Source organism: Fictibacillus phosphorivorans (assembly GCF_007673525.1).
GTDB classification, from domain to species: Bacteria; Bacillota; Bacilli; order Bacillales; family Fictibacillaceae; genus Fictibacillus; species Fictibacillus phosphorivorans_C.
The window spans coordinates 146,802-167,158 of record NZ_VDZU01000001.1; the positions used below are offsets into that span (position 1 = coordinate 146,802).

18 protein-coding genes are annotated in these 20,357 nt (G+C 39.9%); 11 read left to right on the forward strand and 7 right to left on the reverse strand.

Annotated elements, in window-relative coordinates; genetic code table 11:
* Window positions 1-54 precede the first annotated feature (54 nt).
* Window positions 55-2,457: a S8 family serine peptidase gene (locus FS458_RS00710; RefSeq protein WP_144696764.1), complete on the reverse strand. Its 2,403-nt coding sequence runs from the start codon at window positions 2,455-2,457 to the stop codon at window positions 55-57.
* Between the two features lie 448 nt (window positions 2,458-2,905).
* Between FS458_RS00710 and FS458_RS00715 the strand changes: the two genes are divergently transcribed.
* Complete coding sequence (locus tag FS458_RS00715; RefSeq protein ID WP_144696766.1) at window positions 2,906-4,255, forward strand: MFS transporter; 1,350 nt, start codon at window positions 2,906-2,908, stop codon at window positions 4,253-4,255.
* A gap of 19 nt (window positions 4,256-4,274) precedes the next feature.
* On the opposite strand, the gene FS458_RS00720 is transcribed toward FS458_RS00715, so the two are convergent.
* Both FS458_RS00720 and FS458_RS00725 read right to left on the reverse strand, forming a co-directional pair.
* Window positions 4,275-5,480: a hypothetical protein gene (locus FS458_RS00720; RefSeq protein ID WP_144696768.1), complete on the reverse strand. Its 1,206-nt coding sequence runs from the start codon at window positions 5,478-5,480 to the stop codon at window positions 4,275-4,277.
* 69 nt (window positions 5,481-5,549) lie between these two features.
* Complete coding sequence (locus FS458_RS00725) at window positions 5,550-6,284, reverse strand: hypothetical protein (protein WP_137791202.1); 735 nt, start codon at window positions 6,282-6,284, stop codon at window positions 5,550-5,552.
* A gap of 438 nt (window positions 6,285-6,722) precedes the next feature.
* Here FS458_RS00725 and FS458_RS00730 point away from each other — a divergent pair, with 438 nt between their 5' ends.
* The 4 genes from FS458_RS00730 to FS458_RS00745 all read left to right on the forward strand — a co-directional run bounded on the left by FS458_RS00730 (window position 6,723) and on the right by FS458_RS00745 (window position 10,103).
* The gene (locus tag FS458_RS00730; protein ID WP_144696770.1) at window positions 6,723-7,037 is read left to right on the forward strand and encodes a hypothetical protein; all 315 of its coding nucleotides are present in this window, start codon (window positions 6,723-6,725) and stop codon (window positions 7,035-7,037) included.
* Window positions 7,038-7,099: 62 nt separating this feature from the next.
* Complete coding sequence (locus tag FS458_RS00735) at window positions 7,100-7,969, forward strand: NAD(P)-dependent oxidoreductase (protein ID WP_255548956.1); 870 nt, start codon at window positions 7,100-7,102, stop codon at window positions 7,967-7,969.
* 157 nt (window positions 7,970-8,126) lie between these two features.
* Window positions 8,127-9,137 (forward strand): permease, encoded by a 1,011-nt coding sequence (locus FS458_RS00740; protein ID WP_144696772.1) that lies wholly within the window; start codon window positions 8,127-8,129, stop codon window positions 9,135-9,137.
* Between the two features lie 18 nt (window positions 9,138-9,155).
* Window positions 9,156-10,103 carry a TIGR03943 family putative permease subunit gene (locus FS458_RS00745; RefSeq protein ID WP_144696774.1) on the forward strand — a complete coding sequence of 316 codons (948 nt, stop codon included), beginning with the start codon at window positions 9,156-9,158 and terminating at the stop codon, window positions 10,101-10,103.
* A gap of 38 nt (window positions 10,104-10,141) precedes the next feature.
* On the opposite strand, the gene FS458_RS00750 is transcribed toward FS458_RS00745, so the two are convergent.
* Window positions 10,142-10,687 carry a histidine phosphatase family protein gene (locus FS458_RS00750; protein ID WP_144696776.1) on the reverse strand — a complete coding sequence of 182 codons (546 nt, stop codon included), beginning with the start codon at window positions 10,685-10,687 and terminating at the stop codon, window positions 10,142-10,144.
* 183 nt (window positions 10,688-10,870) lie between these two features.
* Window positions 10,871-12,454 (reverse strand): hypothetical protein, encoded by a 1,584-nt coding sequence (locus FS458_RS00755; RefSeq protein ID WP_144696778.1) that lies wholly within the window; start codon window positions 12,452-12,454, stop codon window positions 10,871-10,873.
* A gap of 272 nt (window positions 12,455-12,726) precedes the next feature.
* Between FS458_RS00755 and FS458_RS00760 the strand changes: the two genes are divergently transcribed.
* The 5 genes from FS458_RS00760 to FS458_RS00780 all read left to right on the forward strand — a co-directional run bounded on the left by FS458_RS00760 (window position 12,727) and on the right by FS458_RS00780 (window position 16,436).
* Window positions 12,727-14,307 (forward strand): bifunctional metallophosphatase/5'-nucleotidase, encoded by a 1,581-nt coding sequence (locus FS458_RS00760; RefSeq protein ID WP_144696780.1) that lies wholly within the window; start codon window positions 12,727-12,729, stop codon window positions 14,305-14,307.
* An 18-nt stretch (window positions 14,308-14,325) separates the two neighbouring features.
* On the forward strand, window positions 14,326-14,871 hold the full coding sequence (locus FS458_RS00765; RefSeq protein WP_144696782.1) for a hypothetical protein: 546 nt from the start codon (window positions 14,326-14,328) through the stop codon (window positions 14,869-14,871).
* A 111-nt stretch (window positions 14,872-14,982) separates the two neighbouring features.
* Entirely contained in the window at window positions 14,983-15,357 is a 375-nt protein-coding gene (locus tag FS458_RS00770; RefSeq protein ID WP_186320406.1) for an SLAP domain-containing protein, read from the forward strand.
* Between the two features lie 14 nt (window positions 15,358-15,371).
* The gene (locus tag FS458_RS00775; protein ID WP_260858206.1) at window positions 15,372-16,091 is read left to right on the forward strand and encodes a lysophospholipid acyltransferase family protein; all 720 of its coding nucleotides are present in this window, start codon (window positions 15,372-15,374) and stop codon (window positions 16,089-16,091) included.
* Window positions 16,092-16,211: 120 nt separating this feature from the next.
* Complete coding sequence (locus FS458_RS00780) at window positions 16,212-16,436, forward strand: hypothetical protein (protein WP_066399175.1); 225 nt, start codon at window positions 16,212-16,214, stop codon at window positions 16,434-16,436.
* 57 nt (window positions 16,437-16,493) lie between these two features.
* Here FS458_RS00780 and FS458_RS00785 read toward each other — a convergent pair whose 3' ends face one another.
* Window positions 16,494-16,991, reverse strand: a complete 498-nt coding sequence (locus FS458_RS00785) for a YajQ family cyclic di-GMP-binding protein (protein WP_066399173.1) — start codon at window positions 16,989-16,991, stop codon at window positions 16,494-16,496.
* A gap of 178 nt (window positions 16,992-17,169) precedes the next feature.
* Here FS458_RS00785 and FS458_RS00790 point away from each other — a divergent pair, with 178 nt between their 5' ends.
* Window positions 17,170-17,967, forward strand: coding sequence for an alpha/beta fold hydrolase (locus FS458_RS00790; RefSeq protein ID WP_144696788.1), 798 nt, complete (start codon window positions 17,170-17,172; stop codon window positions 17,965-17,967).
* 250 nt (window positions 17,968-18,217) lie between these two features.
* Here the strand turns inward: FS458_RS00790 and FS458_RS00795 are convergent, their stop codons facing one another.
* The gene (locus FS458_RS00795) at window positions 18,218-20,347 is read right to left on the reverse strand and encodes an alpha-amylase family glycosyl hydrolase (protein WP_144696789.1); all 2,130 of its coding nucleotides are present in this window, start codon (window positions 20,345-20,347) and stop codon (window positions 18,218-18,220) included.
* Window positions 20,348-20,357: the final 10 nt, after the last annotated feature.

A 20,357-nucleotide genomic window follows, 5' to 3' on the forward strand; every position in this document is an offset into this window, starting at 1 on the left:
TTTCATGCAAACCATAAAAAAATCCCTTACCGAAAACTCGGCAAGGGATTTCTTTTATTGAAGGGTGATAACATCCGTGTATCGACTGTCGAGCTTATCGCCTCTCTCAGCGAATGCGACAACGCGATATTTGCCTGGTGCAACAGCTTGTCCTGCGATCTTTCCGTCCCATTGGAAATCATTATATTGTTTTGGAACATCTTCGTAGCTGCCGATCAAACCAATTTCTTTTGTCAGGTTGCTATCGTATAGAAACAGATTTACTTTATCGGCTTCAGCAGGGAAGTAAGCGGAAAATGTAAAAGCATTATTTCCTAGTGCTGTAGCGCTGATGCTAGTGATGGAAGGGAAGTCGGGCTCTTGTACAAAGAGAATCGTCGGTACGACTACTTCGTCTCTACCGTCGCTGATCGTAATCGTTCCTTCATGATAACCAGGTGCCATCTTAGAAGCATCCACGTGTACTTTAAACTTTACATCCTTGGAGCTTTTTCCTTTAATCTTCAAGTTCTTGCTTGTTGTTACTTTTACACCTTCAAGATCTACGTCAAATGAATAATCCTTTGACTTGTTGCTTAAGTTCTTGATTGTAAAACGCTCGTCTCTTACTTCTTTGCCTTTCTTTTTAGAGAAGACACCAAACGAATGGCTGCCAGGAGATACGAGTGTTTGTGTTTCAATTGCTTCAACGACACGGATACTTCCTGCTCCTTGTGTATTATGCGGATATAGCTTTCCAGTAGCATCAAATAAATCTTCCGCTGTATTCATAAGAGCTGCTTTAATATCGTCAACACCCCAGTCCGGATGTGCTTCTAATAAAAGAGCGGCAGCACCTGCAACGTGTGGAGATGCCATACTTGTTCCTTGTTTCGCGCCGTAACCATGCGGATTTGCAGGGTCATGAGTCGGTACTGTACTTACGATGTTTACGCCAGGTGCCGAAACATCCGGTTTGATCATCCACGTATCCATTACAGGACCTCGGGATGAGAAGTCAGCCATCAATTCACCAACCTGTTTATCAAACTTGGTGCCAAGTGTTACCGTTGTGTTTGGATTAGTGGTTAACAAGCTTTTAAGCTGAACGCCCTCAGCGTTCGTTAGCTTGATCGTTGGTACTGCCATTCCAGGCACATCTACGATCTCACCCGCAACGTTATTGTAGATGACCATTCCGATAGCGCCAGCGTTCTTTGCATTTGTTGCTTTGTCTACAAACGCATACGTACCGCGTTGTGCTAATACGAGCTTACCTGCTACGTCTTTTCCTGTGAAGTCAGCTGTTCCGGCTAAGCCAACATCAACGATCGGCAATGTTTTTCCGTTAAGTGCTAAAACGGATTCTTCAGACGGAAAGCCCATTACTTTTGCGGATGAAAAACTTGCATTTCCTGCTTTTAAAGTAGCTGCATAAACGTTATATGGAAGCTGTGTAGCTCCTACAGAAATGGCTTCCCTAGAAGTACCTGGTGAACCGACCGTCCAGTTGTTTGGTCCGCTGTTCCCGTTAGACGTCACAGCTACAACACCATCAGACATCGCTTGATCAAGCGCGATACTCGTTGCCCAGTCCGGGTTGTTTAACGAGTTTCCAAGAGATAAGTTCATAACGTCAGCACCGTCTTCTACCGCTTTTTCAACACCGGCAATTACGTTCTCAGTCGAACCGCTGCCTCCTGGTCCTAATACGCGGTACGCTAACAATGTAGCATCAGGTGCTACCCCTTTAATGCCGCCATCTGCCGCAACTGTACCGGCTACGTGCGTGCCATGAGTAGTCTCAGCTCCTCTTGAATCGCCTTTAGGCGTTTCTTGTGGATCGTTGTCATTATCAACAAAGTCATAACCTTTATATTCACCGAATGCTTGATCTAAATCGGGGTGTGTATAGTCAACTCCCGTATCAATAACGGCAACCGTCACACCTTCGCCCGTGTAGCCAGATTCCCAAGCCTGGTTCGCACCAATAAAAGGCGCTGAATTCATCATCTGAGGCGTAACATCATCGAATGATTGGTCTCCCATGTCATCCCCTGTTGTGTGATATTCAACATCTGGATAAACGGCTTTTACACCTGGTGTTGATAGCAGGTTTGGAATCTCGTTTGCTGCGATCTCTAGAGCAAACCCAGAGAAAACATGATCGTACTCATTTTTCACTTTATATGTTTTGGAGCGAGTGGAGATTTCTTTTACCACTGCTTCACGTTTTGATTTTAAATTTGATTTCGTTTGTTTTTGGCCTTTCTTTTTTGCCTCTAGTACAGATGGTTCTTTTAATTCAACCATTACTTTTGTAACATGAGAAGAGTTTAAATTGTACTTCCCATAAAGCGGTGCTAGTTCTGGCTCTGAATTGTTTGTAGATGGAGCAGCAGATACACCAGAAAAAGCAGAAAAAACAAACGTACATGCTAATGTGAAACTAGAAGTCTTGCGTAAAAAACTTTTCATTCAAGCGTACACCCCTTATTTTTAATATCAAGGTAATATTCTACCGCTGTGTTTAAATCCCTTGGTCATATGGTAAAAACAGATAATAGGTCCTTATATTGGAAAATATAGAGCTGGTCTTTTGACCTGAAAAATTCATGAGCAAAACGTAACGCTAATTCTATAGACCCATGATAAGATGGGAATATTGTTTTTTAAGAGAAGGCTGTTTTCTTAAAAAGTTCTGCTTTTATATCTTTGTTTTTCATACGCTTCTTTGAGAAGTTGATTGGAGTGGAAGGTGCGAGACTCCTGTGGGACAGGCGGGCAGGTGAGACACTTAAAAGTGAAACGTATAAATGTGGCTCACCGCCTGCCCCGCGGAAAGCGAGCAACCTGGAACGGAAATTAACTACCATCAAAAGCAACAATGAATACGAAAAGAGATTTAGAGAAAGAAGGTGAACGAATGGCTAAAGAGGAAGGGTATGGAACGATTCAGGAGAACCGGATCATTCCATTATGGAGTCTTACGGTATGGCTTGTGGTCATGAACACGACAATGTTCAATGTAGCATTACCGAGTGTTATCTCGGAATTTGATCTGAGTCCTACTGCAGGATCATGGATTGTTTCAGGCTATTCGATCGTATTTGCCTTATCGACGATCACATTCAGTAGATTGTCAGATTTTATACCGATTGGAAGATTATTATTTACAGGTGTCATTATCTTAGGAATCGCCTCCATCATCGGTTATTTTTCAAATAGTTTTGAGTTTGTATTGATCAGTCGTATGGTTCAAGCAATGGGAGCGGGTGCGGTTCCAGGGCTAGGCATGGTGCTTGCCACAAGATATATTCCGATTTCAAGAAGAGGGCGTGCCATGTCGTTGATCTCATCAGCGGCGTCTCTTGGTTTCGGGTTAGGACCTGTAATCGGAGGCGGTATCACACAATTGTTAGGGTGGAATTTTCTTTTCATCGTAACAGGTCTCGTGCTGCTGTTGCTGCCAATATTTAAGGTCTATCTGCCTGTTGAACAAAAACGGGAAGGATCGTTCGACTTTGTGGGTGCACTGTTAACAGGTGGCGGAGTAACTTCATTATTACTCTATCTTTCTTCATTTTCTTGGTACTTGTTGGGCTTGAGTGTACTCTTCTTTGGCACACTCATATTTTATTCAAAGAAGAAGGAAGATCCGTTCATCCGTGTTAGTTTGTTTAAGAACACACTGTATGTGTCGCTCTTAATCATTGGACTTATCGCGTTCATGACCCATTTTGCGCTGTTGTTCGTGATGCCCGTCATGTTGTCGAACTTATTTGGAAAAGAACCAGCTACGATTGGGTTTGTTATTTTTCCAGGTGCCATGCTTTCCGCGTTAGCCGCAATTTATGTTGGACGCTGGATTGATCGATTTGGAAATCTACCTGTCATGCGAACAGGACTTATAGCACTGTTGGTGTCCGTCGTGCTGTTTTCTCTTTTTGCAACAAAGGCATTCTATCTGACAGCAATCTTTTACATGTTTACGAGTATCGGATTTTCTAGCTTAACGTCAAGCTTGGCTAATGAAAACTCTAGAATCTTAAGCGAGGATGAAGTAGGTTCTGGAATGGGTATGCTTCAGCTTGTGCAGTTTTTTGGTGGAGCGCTCGGTGTAGCTGTTGCTGGACTGTTAATTGAGGGACAGCAAGGGATCGCATTAGAAGCTATCTATCGTAACGTGTTTATCGTGTATACGATTTTGGTCGTCATCTCGATCGTTATTTATCGAGTGAAGATAAAAAGAAATGTGAGCCTGGAACTTGAATAAGTTCTAGACTCACATTTTTTTATTTTAGCATCTTAAAGTCATACGAATAGATAGACTTTCCTTTGATTGATTTGAGGATGTCGTTTAAACCATTGATTTTAATATTCTCTATCTTCTTTCCTTCGGTTAAGGAATAGTGTTCGATGTAATATTTTTCTTTTAGTTTTTCGTCATGTCTTACGACGTAAAGGTTGTCATCTTTATAGAAGAGTTGCTCATGAAATCGAACGCCATCTTTTCTAACGTTTTTCATAGTGAATTTTTTCGTCATTTCTTGAGTTTTTGTATCAAAAGCAAATACCTCACCTAGTCCGTTAGCGTAGTATAAGATGTCGTTATATAAATGGGCAGAGTTTTTTATATTGAATGGATAATGTGCGGTTAGGTTTTTTTCGTTTCGATAAGTAGAGATGGTAAATTCATCTTGTTGTAGCGTCTTCTTGTTAATGCGATAAAGTATAACGTCTGAATTTAAGATATTAGATACACCGTTCTCGGGTGTACTCTCTAAGACCATGTAGTAGTATTGATTGTCGGCAAGGATGGGAGAAGATCCACTTAAGCTAGAATTTTTAGGTTTTTCTATTTGAATGATATCTTGAATTTCCATATTATTTTTTGAGGGCGTTATTTTTCGTAAAAAATATTCACTTGCCTCGATATTTTCTGTTAGTGCGATGATCTCATCCTTATCCACCCCGGAAGTTCCAATATAATAAGGAATATTATCTTTATGAAATCCCTTTTCATTACCATATAAAATATTTGAATCATAGCCACCGTTCGAATTAAAGCCAGAATTAAAAAGAGTAAAAAATAAATTTTCTTTCTCGAGATAACCTGTTCTTTCACCCGTGTACTGTGATTTCTTCATATTAAACTCTTTATAGGTATCTCCGACTAAACGAATTTTATCTCTATCGACTAATAGAACCTCGTTATTTCCTGCAGCAACACTTCCAAGCTCTAAGCCGTTCATCTTAAAGGCATCTGCTTCCCCTTTGTCATTGATGAAAACAGCAAGGCTGATTCCTCTACCATCCATGTCTTGGTCCGCAGTCGTTGAAAAATAGAGAACAGCTCTTTTATCAGATAAGAAATCTTTTTCCTTTATTGCCTCCTTTTTGACTGAAAGTGAAGCACTGATATGTTGGTTAAAGAAAAATTGATAAACAAGGCCTCCGACGAAAAGTGTGACTAAAGAAAAAAATAATATTTTCTTCACTGTACTCTCCTTTTGTAAGAAATAAGGCAATAAGTTCGTAGTTACACGTCCTTATCGCCTTATTATTTTTTATATATTCCGGACGAGCTGTGTGCCAGGCGCATCCCGGACATCCCGAGGATATACTCCTAACCCGCCATCTACGTCTAAATCTAAGTTTCCATTTAATTTATAGGCCGACCAGACCAGTTTGGAACAGTTCTTATCACCGATATGTGAAGTCGAACGGTTGGTCACGAAGTTATAAGAATATGCATCAATGCCTACGCGGCTAAATGCCCAGTTTGCAGCATTATCACGGTTTGACGAGCTTGTTGTAACCGATTTGACCTGTGCGTCTCCTTGATCCACTTTTCGTAGAGTGGTTGAGATCGTCCGTACACCTGTTTCAGGTACAGATTCAACAATGACGTCGCTTGAGTAATACATGCCCACGTGTCCATGATTCATGTAGGCGGTTTGAGATGCGGTGTAATAGAAGTTTCCTTTCGAGCTAGGTCCAACAGAAACAGTTCCTCCGCTGCTACCCATTGTACCGACCTTACCGCTTTGTTGCTTTTCTTCCTTGCTCTTTGTTTGATCATGTTTTAATTCTTCGTAGATTTTTTTTAGAAGTGCATCCTCTGTAGCGCCTGTGTTCTTTGCGATAGCTTGAACACTAGAAAGTAACTCAGCTGATGTTAAATCTGGCTGCATACTTAGGATTTCATCTTTATACGTAATCTGATTTTGAGCAAAAGCACTTGGTACCGAAAAAGCTGTGAGACAGAATGCTAAAACACTAGTAACTAGATGTTTTTTCATATTCCAAACCTCCTGCCGTAATACGGGACCCCTTTGTCGACAAGTTAAATTTACCATTTATATACAGGTGCGTAAATACGAAAGCGAATAAACAGTAGGGTGGACTTATAAGGGAAATGAAAGATACCCCTAAAGGACTGTGCGGGATTTACATAAAAGGAAAAGAAACAGGTCAAAAGGTGTTGCAGTGTACTAGTAAGATTGGATGCATTTCATATTTGTTTAAATGACCGCGATCTTGAAACGAGGAATGTGGTTGGCCGTAAATGGAGTATTCTCTTAAGTGCTGTAAAGTAAATGAGTACGGGAAATAAATTGTGTGGGGTCAGACCCCTCATTAAACTTTCTATGAAACTGCCGATATTTATTATGAATTGCCTAAACAGGCGAAAGTTTAACCTAGTAACACAATATCGGAGAAAGATGAGGGACGAATTCGTGGAAAGAAACAAAGAACTGATTGATTCATTATTGAAACTTCAGGAGCTATTAGACACACTACCAGATACTGTAGAGGCTATACCCGCTTTCACACAATACATCCGCTCCTTTTTACGTATTAAACCAACCGGCAGAACATTGCCTACTATCGAGATGATGACCATAATCAAGAGAAGAAAACCGAATTTATACCAACTTTTTAAAAAGCATTCGAACGATGACATGCTATCGATGTTAACAAATTTAAATATGGATTATGAGCTAGCTCAACTAAAGATCGAACGCATTCTTCAAGGAGAGGTCATCGCTTAATAAGCGGTGTCTTTTTTATTTTCGTTATTCTTCGTTATAATAGGTGAAAGGAGTGAGGACATTTGCAAAGTGTTGGATTTATCGGAACAGGTGTAATGGGAAAAAGCATGGCCGGTCACTTGATGAATGCAGGTTATCCAGTCCATGTTTATACAAGAACGAAAGCAAAAGCAGAAGATCTTCTTGAAAAAGGAGCTAAATGGGCAGACACACCAAAAGAAATCGCTCAAAACTGTGATGTGATCATCACGATGGTCGGCTATCCGAAAGATGTAGAAGAAGTTTACTTAGGTGCAGAGGGATTAGTAGCTCACGCCAAAGAAGGTTCTTATTTGATCGATATGACAACTTCTAGTCCACAGCTGGCACAAAAAATTGAACGCACGGCTGCTGAAAAGAATATCGCGACGCTTGACGCACCCGTTTCTGGCGGGGATATTGGTGCGAGAGATGCTAAATTATCCATCATGGTAGGAGGTTCAGAGTCCGCATTCCACGATATGGAACCGATCTTCTCTAAAATGGGTACGAACGTTGTTTATCAAGGAAAAGCTGGTTCTGGTCAGCATACGAAAATGTGCAATCAGATTGCGATCGCCTCAGGTATGATGGGAGTTTGCGAAGCGATTCTTTACGCGGAAAAAGCAGGATTAGACCCAGAGAACGTGCTGAAAAGTATTGAATCTGGTGCTGCAGGAAGCTGGAACCTTAGCAATCTTGGACCAAGAATCCTAAAAGGAGATTTTGCTCCTGGCTTTTACGTAAAACATTTTATAAAAGATATGAACATCGCATTGAAATCAGCTGAAGAGATGGGCTTGTTAACACCAGGATTACAACTCGCGAAAAAGCTATACGATGAGCTTGCTGAGATGGGTGAAGAAGATAGCGGAACACATGCGTTATATAAACGTTTAGCAAACCAAGGGTAATTCACCTTGGTTTCTTTTTTTGCTCTTTACAAAACGGAATAATTACGATTAAATATAGGGTGCATTCCTATAAATTTTGTGTGAAAATACTAGATTTAATTCATAACGAAACTAGTGTATAAATAAATTAAACAGATGGGTAGAGGAGCGTTAGACGATGAAGGACCTCGCAACAAGAGATGTCGTAAGAAAAGAAATGATAGGGCTTTTATTGCTGGCTATCTTTATTATTTCTTTTCTGTTTATGGAAGAAATAAAAAATGATTCTGTATTTGATAACTTACCAAGTTCCATCATGCATGTGAACACGGTGTTTCTAAGTATTTTAATAGAAGCGGTTCCTTTTATTTTATTAGGAGTTTTTGTTTCGGCTTTAATCCAAACTTTTGTAACAGAACAGCATATTCAACGGTTGATACCTAAAAATCCATTCTTAGGTATCGGAGTCGTTTTGTTCATGGGAATCATCTTTCCTGTCTGCGAGTGTGCCATCATACCTGTCGTAAGACGCTTGATTAAAAAAGGACTTCCGCTACACCTTGGAACGGTTTTCTTATTAACCGTACCAATCGTAAACCCAGTCGTTATCCTATCCACTTTTTATGCGTTCCGTAATAATATGGCAGTCGTATATGGAAGAATTGGACTGGCACTTCTTGTGGCGATCATTATTGGATTGATCGTATATTGGGCTTTTCGCAATAAAGATCAACTCAGATCACACATAGAACATGGAGCTCATGATCATTCACATGGTATTACGATGAGTCGCTGGAAACAAACGGTGTATCATGCATCTGATGAGTTCTTTGATACTGGGAAATTCCTTATTTTTGGTGCATTTTTAGCGAGTATGTTCCAAGTATTTATCAATCGCAATGATCTATTGGCGCTAGGAGGCAATGAGTGGTCATCAACAGGGTTAATGATGGGTCTTGCTTTCTTGCTATCTATTTGTTCAGAGGCGGATGCCTTTATCGCAGCATCATTCGGAAGCACGTTTACTGTAGGTTCGATCATCGCGTTCTTGGTATACGGTCCGATGCTGGATGTAAAGAACATGCTTATGATGTTCGCTTATTTTAAGACACGCTTTGTATTTGTTTTAATGGGACTAATAACGCTGACTGTATTTGCTGTAACGATGGTGTATCAATTTGTGGCATAGAAAGGGAGGTAGGATACGATGAACAAAGAGAGTCGTGATTTTCATACGTATTTAAGAGGTATCATCTTAATCGGTTTCATGCTCCTGCTGATTGGATTAATCACAACAGGGAAGCTGAACTATTATGTAGCACCGAAAATGCATATCTTTGTCTATTTTGCGATCGGCATCTTAGGGATTTTAGGTGTGATGCAGTTCTTTAGACGATCTGATGAACAGCATGATGATGCATGTGGATGTGGTGTGGATCATACACCAAAGGGAAGGCCGCTCAAGCATTTCTTTATCTATATGATCTTTGTGATTCCTCTTCTTACAGGATTCATGATTCCTGAAAAAGCGATGGACAGCTCAGTCGCGGAAAAGCGTGGCATTCGTTACGGAACGGGACTGTATGCTAAACCAGCTCAGAAAACGGATGACGGTAAGGTAACCACTACACAAAATATTGATGTGGAAGCCTATTTAGATGATCCAGAAGGTTATATTAAAGAGATGGAAAAGAACGTTAAGGAAGAAAATCCGGTCGAAACGTATGATGTTACGGCGTATTATAAGAAGTTCGGAAAAGAACAGTTGGCGAAGGATAAAGTGAAAGTAACATCTGATCACTATCTCGATACGATGACTGTTTTGGACATCTACCTGGACAAGTTCAAAGGAAAAGAAATCGAAACGACAGGATTTGTGTATCGTGAAGACGGAATGAGCGAAAATCAAGCTGTTATTGCGCGCTTTTCAATGAACTGCTGCAGTGCGGATGCCGTTGTATATGGAACCATCATTGAAGGCGAGGGAGTATCCAAACTTAAAGCAGATGAATGGTATACCGTTACAGGAACCATTGACGAAACAGAATTGAACAAAGTCCGTTTGCCATTAGTGCAGGTTGGGTCTCTAGAAAAAATTAAGCCAATTAAAGATCCATACGTGTATCCGAGCCCTGAGAGTTTGGGAGCTTATTAAAATTAAAAGGACCCTCAACAACAGGGTCCTTTTTTAATTTACCTTTTATGACGTACAAAGTTATTAAATTCATATGTCTTATACTCTCCATTTTCAGATGAGTATTCTAAAAGATTTTGATCTTGAGGGATACCTTGAAAATAAGCCCCAATACATCCGGTTGTACATCTGTGTCCAGATAGGAGAATCTGCATGTCAGAACGATAACTAACCTCTAATTCCCGTAAGAAGCTAAACACGCGTTCTACATAACTTTTAATATTTTCTACCCCTTTGTATTGATTAGAATCAGGAATAAATCCATCAAATATAACTTCACTTTTCTTCAGCTGGTCGGCTTCTCCTAAGTCAAATACATCAAGTCTGTTATCGATACTCACTTTTTTTCCAGTTGCTATCTCAGCTGTCTGAATGGCTCGTTCTTGGGGAGAAGAAAAGACATAGTCAAAACTTATATCTTTAAGCTGTTCCTTTAAACGTTCTGCTTGTGTGATTCCTACTTGATTTAGAGCTAAGCCGGATCTACCTTGCAGCCTTTTTTCTTTGTTTAAATCTGTTTCTCCATGCCGAATAACATAAATCATATTTCAGCTCCTTAACTCCTCAGTATGCTTGTGAACCCAAAGCAATGTAAATCAGACAGATTATCCCTTCAATTGGACAGATTATTAAACCAATCGGACAGATTATTACATGAAATAGACAGATTTACATTCAGATTGGACAGATTATCCCATCAATCCGCTAAATTAATGAGGGAATAGCCCCTAGTAAACATACGTCCCAACAACAAAGAGTTCGAACAATACGGTAAGTCCGATAAAATAAGAGACTTGTGCAAATAATCCCCAATCCTTATCTCTAGCTACCTGCATTACCCACAGTGCTATCGCGGAAACAATCAGAGGAATGATGAATGAGCTTCCGGTAAAGGTAAGGTATTTTGGTGCTAGTGTATAGAATGTGTTGTTAAACAAAGATTGAATGACATAAAGCTGGGTGATCATAAAAAGTCCAATTGCAGTCCATTTCGCCCAAGGTTTTTCATCCTCAATAACGTCTATCCGTACAAAATAGAGGATGCCTAAGAACAATACAGACGGCACTACCCATATGAATGCGTTTGTCATAGCGATGAACGATACAACGAAAGCCGTAAACGCGTCAAACGTGGCAGTATATAAATCTTGTTTCCCCATTTTTTCACTTGCACTTTTAATCTCTGAATCTTTGCTTGCTAAATAAAGTCTATAATCACTGACAGATTCTGCTTTTAACCAAGCAATCGTCTTTTCATCTACCTGTAACGGATAGACTGAAAAATCACTCGTTGTACTGATTCGTGCTGCTTCCCACTTGTCGCCATTTAAAGTGGCTTTGTAAATGTTGCCCGCTTCCTTTTTAGTAGAAATCGGTCCTTTCGCTGCAAATAGGATGATAGGTTTGTTATTTTCTACGTTCAACTGCTGGTAGGAAGGATTCTCGATCTCATAACCAAGCTCTGAGCTGTATAGCTTAACATTGCTGAAATCAATTGCTGTAAGCTGATCCGTTGGTGCCGCACCGTAAAACGTTTTGAACGTCTTCGTTCCTTGTTTAGAAGAATAAAAGGTATACATAAAATGAACTTGATCATCTGCTTCAGCAAAGCGGAAGTTATAGATCTTATCTGTCGGTGTTTTGCTGTATCGCGTAATAGATTGAGCGTTATATTTTCCGTCAGCTTCTTTTAAATAAAAAGCTTCCATTTCTACTTTTTCACCAACAGTCAGGATAAATGATTGAGATGCTGGGTGACCTGATAATTCTGATAGCTTTTCTTTAGCTGTAAAGATAGATTGACTCTTTCCATCTTCAGGCATATAAACAAATACTTCATTACCTTTTGAATAAGCAAATCGATCTTTTGCATCAGCTAAAAGATCTACATCTTTATCTATAACTGTTTGTTTTCCGTCTTCATAGAGAATGAGCTCACCACTAGAGATAAAGGCGATCTGTTTCCCGTTTGTCCAATAGTTCGCTCTTTCATCCAGAGCAAGATCCTCTTTTTTTTCAGAGACTAGATTTAGCTTTTCGTCTAAAGTTGTCACCTGTAAACCGTCTTTTTGATGAGTATAAGCATAATATTGGTCATCTCTTTTTATAACAGTTGGTTCAGCGCTAATGGATTGAGCGGGCGTGCTTATCGATCGGCTCCAATCAGGATCAGGAAGCTTTGTCTCTTGTCTTACGTTATTCCAGATCACAGCTGCGATTAAAATTAAAACGACTGCAAAAGGAAGTAATAAAGATCTGTAATTGGATTGATTTCTTTTCTTTTTCTTTTTTGTTTTTACATTCGTATTCATGATGATAGATCCCCCTATTTTCTATAAAACGACAAAGTAATACTATTCGTTATATCAAACGTATTTCCTTGTAAAAAATTTCAAATATTTCATAAAAGATTTTGTTGGACGTGAATAATTTAGCCATAGTGGCTCTTTGTAAGTTTTTGTAGAATAACAATCATTCCCCTGGAAATATTGTCGAATATCATCAACGAATTTTTAAAGTGAGGGTTAGAAACTGATGGTATAATTTAGGTTATAAAAAATAATTAAGAAGGTGGGGAGAAGGCATGGAACAATCCATTCATATTTATGTGACAAGCGATATTCACGGCTATGTTCTCCCGTTAACATACGCTAACAATGAAAAAGCAGATATAGGGTTGGCAAAAATGGCAGCACTTATAAAAGAAAACATGTCTAACCACCTCAACACCTTCCTCATTGATAATGGAGACCTCATCCAAGGAACACCACTCACTTACTATCACGCAAAAACAGAGCAAAGTGATGTTAATCCGATGGTTCATGTATTAAATGAACTGAACTATGATGCTGCAATAATAGGAAATCATGAGTTTAATTATGGTCTTCCTTATCTATATAAGACGATTGAAGAATCTAAATTTCCTTGGCTTTCGGCTAATATCGTACACCAAGGAACAGAGAAACCGGTATTTGGACAACCTTATGTGATCAAAACATTTGAGTGTGGAATAAAAGTAGCGCTCTTAGGATTAACAACACAATATGTACCGAACTGGGAGAATCCTGATCATATTAACGGCCTTTCCTTTCTAGATGCGGTGGAGACGGCAAAGAAATGGGTTCCTTATTTACGGTCGAAATCAGATGTCATGATCGTTTCTTATCATGGTGGGTTTGAGAGAGATCTCAGAACAGGGAAACCGACGGAATCCCTCACGAAAGAGAACCAAGCATATCAACTCTGTATGGAGGTTGAAGGGATCGATGTGCTTTTAACAGGTCATCAGCATCGCTTGCTTGAAGGTGAAGTGAACTTCGTCACGATCATTATGCCTGGAACACAAGGAACTGAGATAGGGTATGTAGAAATAAAGGTCCATGGTGAGGGTGATTCATGGAAAGTGAAGAATAAACGAGAAAAACTGATTTCTGTGAGTGAATACAAACCTGATCAACAGGTGCTGGATCTCATTCAGCCTTATGAGAGTGAAACACAGAAATGGCTGGATCAAGCTTTAGGACGAGTAGACGGAGACATGACGATTACTGATCCGATGTTAACGAGGCTAGCTGATCATCCGTTTATTGAATTCATTAATAAAGTTCAGATGGAAGCGGCAGGTGTAGATATTTCAAGTACTGCTCTATTCGATGATCATTCCAAAGGATTCTCAAAACATATAACGATGCGTGATATCGTTTCAAACTATGTGTACCCAAACACTTTAAAAGTGATCGAGATTACAGGGCGAGATATGAAGGATGCATTAGAACGGTCAGCTTCTTATTTTTCTGTGAACGAAGAGGGTGATCCGATAATCAATCCAGCGTTTTCAATTCCAAAGCCTCAGCACTATAACTACGACATGTGGGAAGGTATCGAATACGTAATCGACCTGTCAAAGCCGATCGGACACCGCATTGTGACTTTGATGTATAAAGGAAAACCGATCAAAAACGACTCCTTTTATGAGGTAGTGATGAACAACTATCGTGCTGGTGGAGGCGGTGATTACCCTATGTTTAAGGGAAAACGCGTAGTGAAGGATATTCCAATCGATATGTCAGAACTGATGGCAAACTATATTTTAAAAAGAGGAACGATACAAGCGACGTGCGATCACAATTGGCGTGTTGAGATTTCATCTTTCTTTAAAAAATAAGAGAAGCGGGTGAAGCGGATGAAAAAGTGGGGTTGGTTCGTATTCGTAATCATAGCAGTTTTGCTTGCAGGGTGTTCTAGTGAAGAAAAAAGAACGTTGAACGATAAAAACTTAACACTGCAAGACCATCCAAAAGGTGCTTATCCTCGTTATTACGACCAAGTTTCTAAGAAAAAAACACTTAAAGCTGTTCCGTTCTCACTGGAATTGCCTGATCGCTTGCCGTTTAAAGTCGCTCTTTCAACCTATCAGATCTCTGATTGGGGTGAAAAACGGAATATCCTTGTAGATTCTGTTTTTTATCCTAAACAAGAAGGGCAGAATGTTTATTTAGCTTATCGAGTATCTAATTTTCTTCCTAAGACCGAGAAGTTAGAAACGAAAGACGAAGTGGAGCTTAGTGATGGAACGGATGCTTATTTTTCAGGCAGTAATGATCTTCCTATCCTTGCTTGGAAGAAGGATGGCTTATTCTATAGAATGGAGTATTTAATAAAGGAAGATACAGACAGAAAAGCGGAGAAAACGAAGCTCATCGAAGCAGCAAGTTCTGTTTTTGAATAATTATATATGTGAATATGAGGCCGTGGAGTGACTGAGCTCTTGCGGCTTATTGTTTGAAATTCAGTGGTTTGCAATAAAATATGATAATATGGTTCAAAGGAGGGAATATTCTTGCAAAAACTGGAGTTCGAATCTGCATGGGACAAGACTATAGCCCGCCAAGACAGAGAAGAGATAGAACAGGTCTTTTCAGAGTTGCATTCAGATGAACATGTGAGACAGCAGGCTGTGATATTGAAAACAGCTTATAATCATAAGGAAGAATTTTTAGTGACGGTGCTTGTAAATAATTATTCAACAGAGCCTTTCTCTTTAATCGGCAAAAAAGTGTTGTATATAGAAGAGGAGCATACGATTGGTGACATGGATTCCCGTTATACGCTGGAAGTTCCTGCTGAAACAAGTATGCCATGGACGTTTATATTTTCAGCAGCATCACTAAGAAAACAGCCATCTCGAGAGTATGGAAAATTAATCATCATGTAAAGCGGGGGAAACGTGTGAGAACGATTATTTGGTTTATTTATTTTTGGGGAATTTTATTAAAGTTGATCCCCTCATTAAACCGTGTAAAAAAGTTTTACAATGCCGGAAAGATAGAAGAGCGTGACAGGTTGGTTGATCAGAAAGTAAAGGAGTGGTCAACTTCGCTCGTTAAGCTTAGTGGAACGCGAGTATCGGTGAGTGGTGAGGAACATATTCCGAAAGATACAGCTGTTCTTTTTGTCAGCAATCACCAAGGTAACTTCGATATTCCGATTCTTTTAGGCTATATCGAGAAACCAAAAGCCTTCATCTCAAAAATCGAGGTCAAGAAGATGCCTTTTATCGGGACATGGATGGAGCAGTTGAACTGTTTGTTCATGGACCGTAAGAATGTAAGGCAGTCTGTGCAAGCGATCAATGAAGGAGCTAAACTGCTGAAGAACGGAACATCTCTTGTTATTTTTCCTGAGGGAACGAGAAGTAAAGGCGACGAAATGTCAGAGTTTAAAGCAGGAAGTTTCAAATTAGCGACTAAATCTGGTGTTCCGATCATTCCCGTTACGATTAACGGTTCTTATAAAATTATGGAACAACAAAAGTTTTGGATCAAGCCAGCGGACGTTCACCTTACTGTTCATCCGCCGATTTATCCAGAACAGCATCAAGACGCTAAAGAACTGGCTAGATTGACAGAGGAAATTATTAAAAACGGTGTAAAAGAAGCTGTCTCTTAAGAGCATTTTTTAAAATGAAGTGCAAATGTTGACGAAAACAGCTTAACGAATAACCTGTACGAACAGCATGAATATTTGTTATTATTGGGATAGAAGGTAATAATTTCTAGGAGGAATACCATGACAGGAACAATTACAGTCATTATGATATTCTCAATTCCCATTATTGCAATCGTACTAGGTCATTTTCAACAACAGACGAAACTTAAACATAAGATGCTACAAGATGAGATAGAACTGGAACGTTTAAAGCATGACAACTATGTGATCGAAACCCAAAAGATGAGGATTGAACTCGAACAGATGAAACTGCTCGATTCACCTGATCAGAAAAAATCCGTATAAAAAGAGGATGACTCAAGAGCTAATAGCTTTTGAGTCATCCTTTTTGTTAGAACCTTTTTATCTGTAATTGATGAACTGCACGTCGATCGGCAGGTTTGCTTCTCTAACAAGGGCAATAATCTGCTGAAGATCGTCTCGGCTCTTTGCTGTTACACGAACTTGATCATCTTGAACTTGGCTTTTCACTTTAAGTCCAGAATTTTTGATCAGCACATTGATTTTCTTTGCGTTGTCTTTATCGATTCCAGTTACAAGCTTAGCGCGTTGGCGAACCGTTCCACCTGATGCTTGCTCTATTTTGCTGTAATCCAAGTTTTTAGTTGGTACGCCGCGTTTGATCAGCTTTGTGATCAAGACGTCTTTTAGCTGCTCTAGCTTGTACTCGTCGTCGGAAACTAAAACGAGCTCTTCACTAGATTTGTCTAGTGTAATCTCACTTTTACTACCCTTAAAATCATAACGAGTTGTAATTTCTTTTGTCGCGATATTAATCGCATTGTCTACTTCTGATAGATCTACCTGTGAAACGATATCAAATGAACTTTCTTTAGCCATTTTGTGAAACCTCCTGACGATTACTTCGTTTATATAGTTACAGTATAAATACATTGTGGTTATGTTTCCAGTTTGTACACATTCTTTTCCGTGGAAACGGGTACAAAATATAAGTTTTTATGTTAAAATGAAGGCTGGAAAATTTACAGAATGTTTGAACCACTAGGAGGAGTACTTGTTGCTTCATTACAAAACGTACACACACGAAAAAAATCATCAATGGGTGATTTTCGTCCATGGAGCTGGGGGCAGTTCATCCATTTGGTATAAACAGCTAAGAGAATTTAAACAACATTTTAATATTTTGCTTGTGGATCTAAGAGGTCATGGCAAATCACAATCCGATACATTTTTATTAAAAAAATATTCGTTTAAAGAAGTCAGCCTCGATGTGCTTGAAGTAATGGATCATCTAAAGATTCAAAAAGCACACTTTGTAGGCATCTCTTTAGGTACGATTCTTATTCAAACGATCGCAGAGCTCTATCCTGATCGAGTCGCTTCTATGACACTTGGCGGCGCGGTTACAAAAATGAATTTCCGCTCGCGGTTCTTGATTGCGATGGGTAACCTTTGTAAATCGTTCATCCCGTACATGTGGCTTTACAGCTTATTTGCTTGGGTGATCATGCCGAAAAAAAGACATGAAGCTTCGCGTTCTTTGTTTATTGGAGAAGCGAAAAAGCTTTGTCAAAAAGAGTTCAAGAGATGGTTTAAGCTCACATTGAAGATCAATCCATTTCTGCAAAAGTTAACTAAAAAAGAAATTCCGATCCCAACGCTTTACATCATGGGTGAGGAAGATTATATGTTCTTACCGCCGATTCAGGCGTTCATCGATAAGAAGAAGCACTCAAAGCTTTTAACTATTAAAGATTGCGGACATGTATGTAATGTTGATCAGCCGGAGCTTTTTAACAAAAGTTCGATTGAGTTTATTCGCAAGCAGATTGCTGCTGCACCGAATGCTTCATAAAAAATACATTCAAAGTGTTGATTTCTGTTGCAGGATGCTCGCTTTCCGCGGGGCAGGCTGTGAGCCACATTTGTTCGTTTCACTCTTAAGTGTCTCACCTGCCCGCCTGTCCCGCAGGAGTCTCGCACCTTCCACTCCAATCAACTATTCAATGATGTCTTTTTAAGAAGGTTTAGTTACAAGCTCCTTTAGGGACTCAGATTAAAGAACAAGAAACGACCCTTTAATCAGGGTCGTTTCTTTGTTTTCTTTAGTTTTGCCAATTATTGATCGTAGTTCCGGGTCCTGAAGATGGGGTAGTGAACGTATGATTTGTTCCGCTTTCCCAGACTACATTTCCTGCGGAATCTTTTTTGATGAACTTGAATTCTAGTGCTTTACCCGCGGGCACGCTGATGTCGTAGTACCATGTTGGATACGCTGCTATGATTTGATTGTAAAAAGGTCCAACGGCTTTTGCTGCATTCCAGTTTCCGAGTTCTTCTGTATTTCCTACAACATATACGCTCTGTCCGTTGCTCGTGTAAGCATTGTTGATCAAGAATCGCACGGAACTTTGTGATCCAGATAAGATATCAATCGGTCCGTAGCCAGTACTTACCGTTCCTGAAGAATTTGTTACGGTGACTTGGTAGCTGCCTGCTGCAACTGCAGGAACTGTCACTTTGATCTCGTCGTTGCTCCATGATTGAACACTTGCATTCACTGTGCCTATCTTTACAGAACCAGTCGAGGTTCCGAATGCATCACCACTGATCGTGAGCGTATTGCTTGGTTTCGCCATGACTGGACCGATTCCACCGATAACCGGAGTCGAACTGCTTCCGTTATGTGCATAAACGGCTGCTTCACCTGGTGAAAGGTCGAATGCTGCAATCGTACCACCAGAAACCGTAATAGAACTCCCCGTTAAGAGACCTGTTAACTGATCAGTATAAGTTCCGGCTGGTAGCGATGTAGCAGCTCCACTCACGTTATAACTCGTAGATGTGCTTTTGTTTACTGCGACTAAGACAACATCGTTTCCAAACTGTCTTTCGTATACGTAAACATCATTGTTGATCCAGCGTTGTTTTGTTTTTCCGAAGCCAAGTGCCTGATTCGTCTTTCGCAGTGTAGAAAGCTTTTTAATAATTTGATAAGCTTTTGTTGTTTGATTGAATGATGTCATCTTTCCTCGGTTGTTCGGATCTCCGTTACCCGTCATATACTGCTCAGTTCCATAATAGATATTAGGAACACCGCGTGATGTGAGCATAACGGTAAGCGCGAGATCGGTTTTTTTCGTATCCGCTCCGTTCGTATGAAAACGATCCATATCATGATTATCAAGGAATGTTACTTGATCGATCGGCTGTTCATATTTGGTTTGGGTTTCTGTGATCATACTGTCAAAGCCATACCAATTGTCTGAATTGTTGCGAAGCACTTGACGTAATTCTTGGCCGTAACGAAAATCCAGCAGAGACATTCCGTATTTGTTTGCAAAATCATAATAATTTTGGTCGACTTCATTTTCTCCTAAGAACCATTCCCCAAATGTGAAGACAGGCTGATGAGTATTGATCGTTTCCATAAATGTTTTTTGCCAGCCGAATGGCATATGTTTGACAGCATCTACACGAATACCGTCGATCCCCATGTTCAGCCATTGTTTGATCGCATTCTTGAAGTACGTATCTACGGTTGGGTTTTGGTGGTTAAAATCAGCGAGGTCATACAGGTTACGATAGATACCATCTTCTATCGAGGAGAAATTCGTTCCTTTGTTGTGATGAAACAGACCTTTTGTATCGTTCGTATATCCACCGACAAGTGTTCCGTTGTCATAAAGTTTACCGTTCTCCATATAGCTTGGCGTGTCCTCAGATGATGGAGATGTGTGGTTTGGAGCAAAATCAATAATGACTTTGATGCCTTTAGCGTGAGCAGTATTGATCAAGTTTTGAAAGTCAGTCATGCTTCCGAAATAAGGATTGGTCTTCTTAAAATCCCTCCCCCAATAGCCGTGATAGGCAGTTGTGCCAGCAGCATCATTCAATACGCTGTACACATTCTCAACAGGCTGAGAGATCCAAAGTGCCGTAACACCCATATTTGTCAAATAACCATCGTTGATCTTATTGATGATTCCTTGCCAGTCACCACCGCAATATTTTCGAAGGTTGGAACAGTCGCCACTGAACAGATTTCCAGTAGGGTTATTTGAAGTGTTACCATCTGAGAAACGGTCGGTCATAATCTGATAGATGACATCTTGACCATAGTTAACTTTGTTAAAACTAGCAGCTTCTACGGATTGTTGGCTGTCTTGAAAAGGAAGGTTTGAGAACGTTAATGACAAAGTAAGTGCAGCTGAAACGAATAAACTCTTTTTCATATGTGTTATT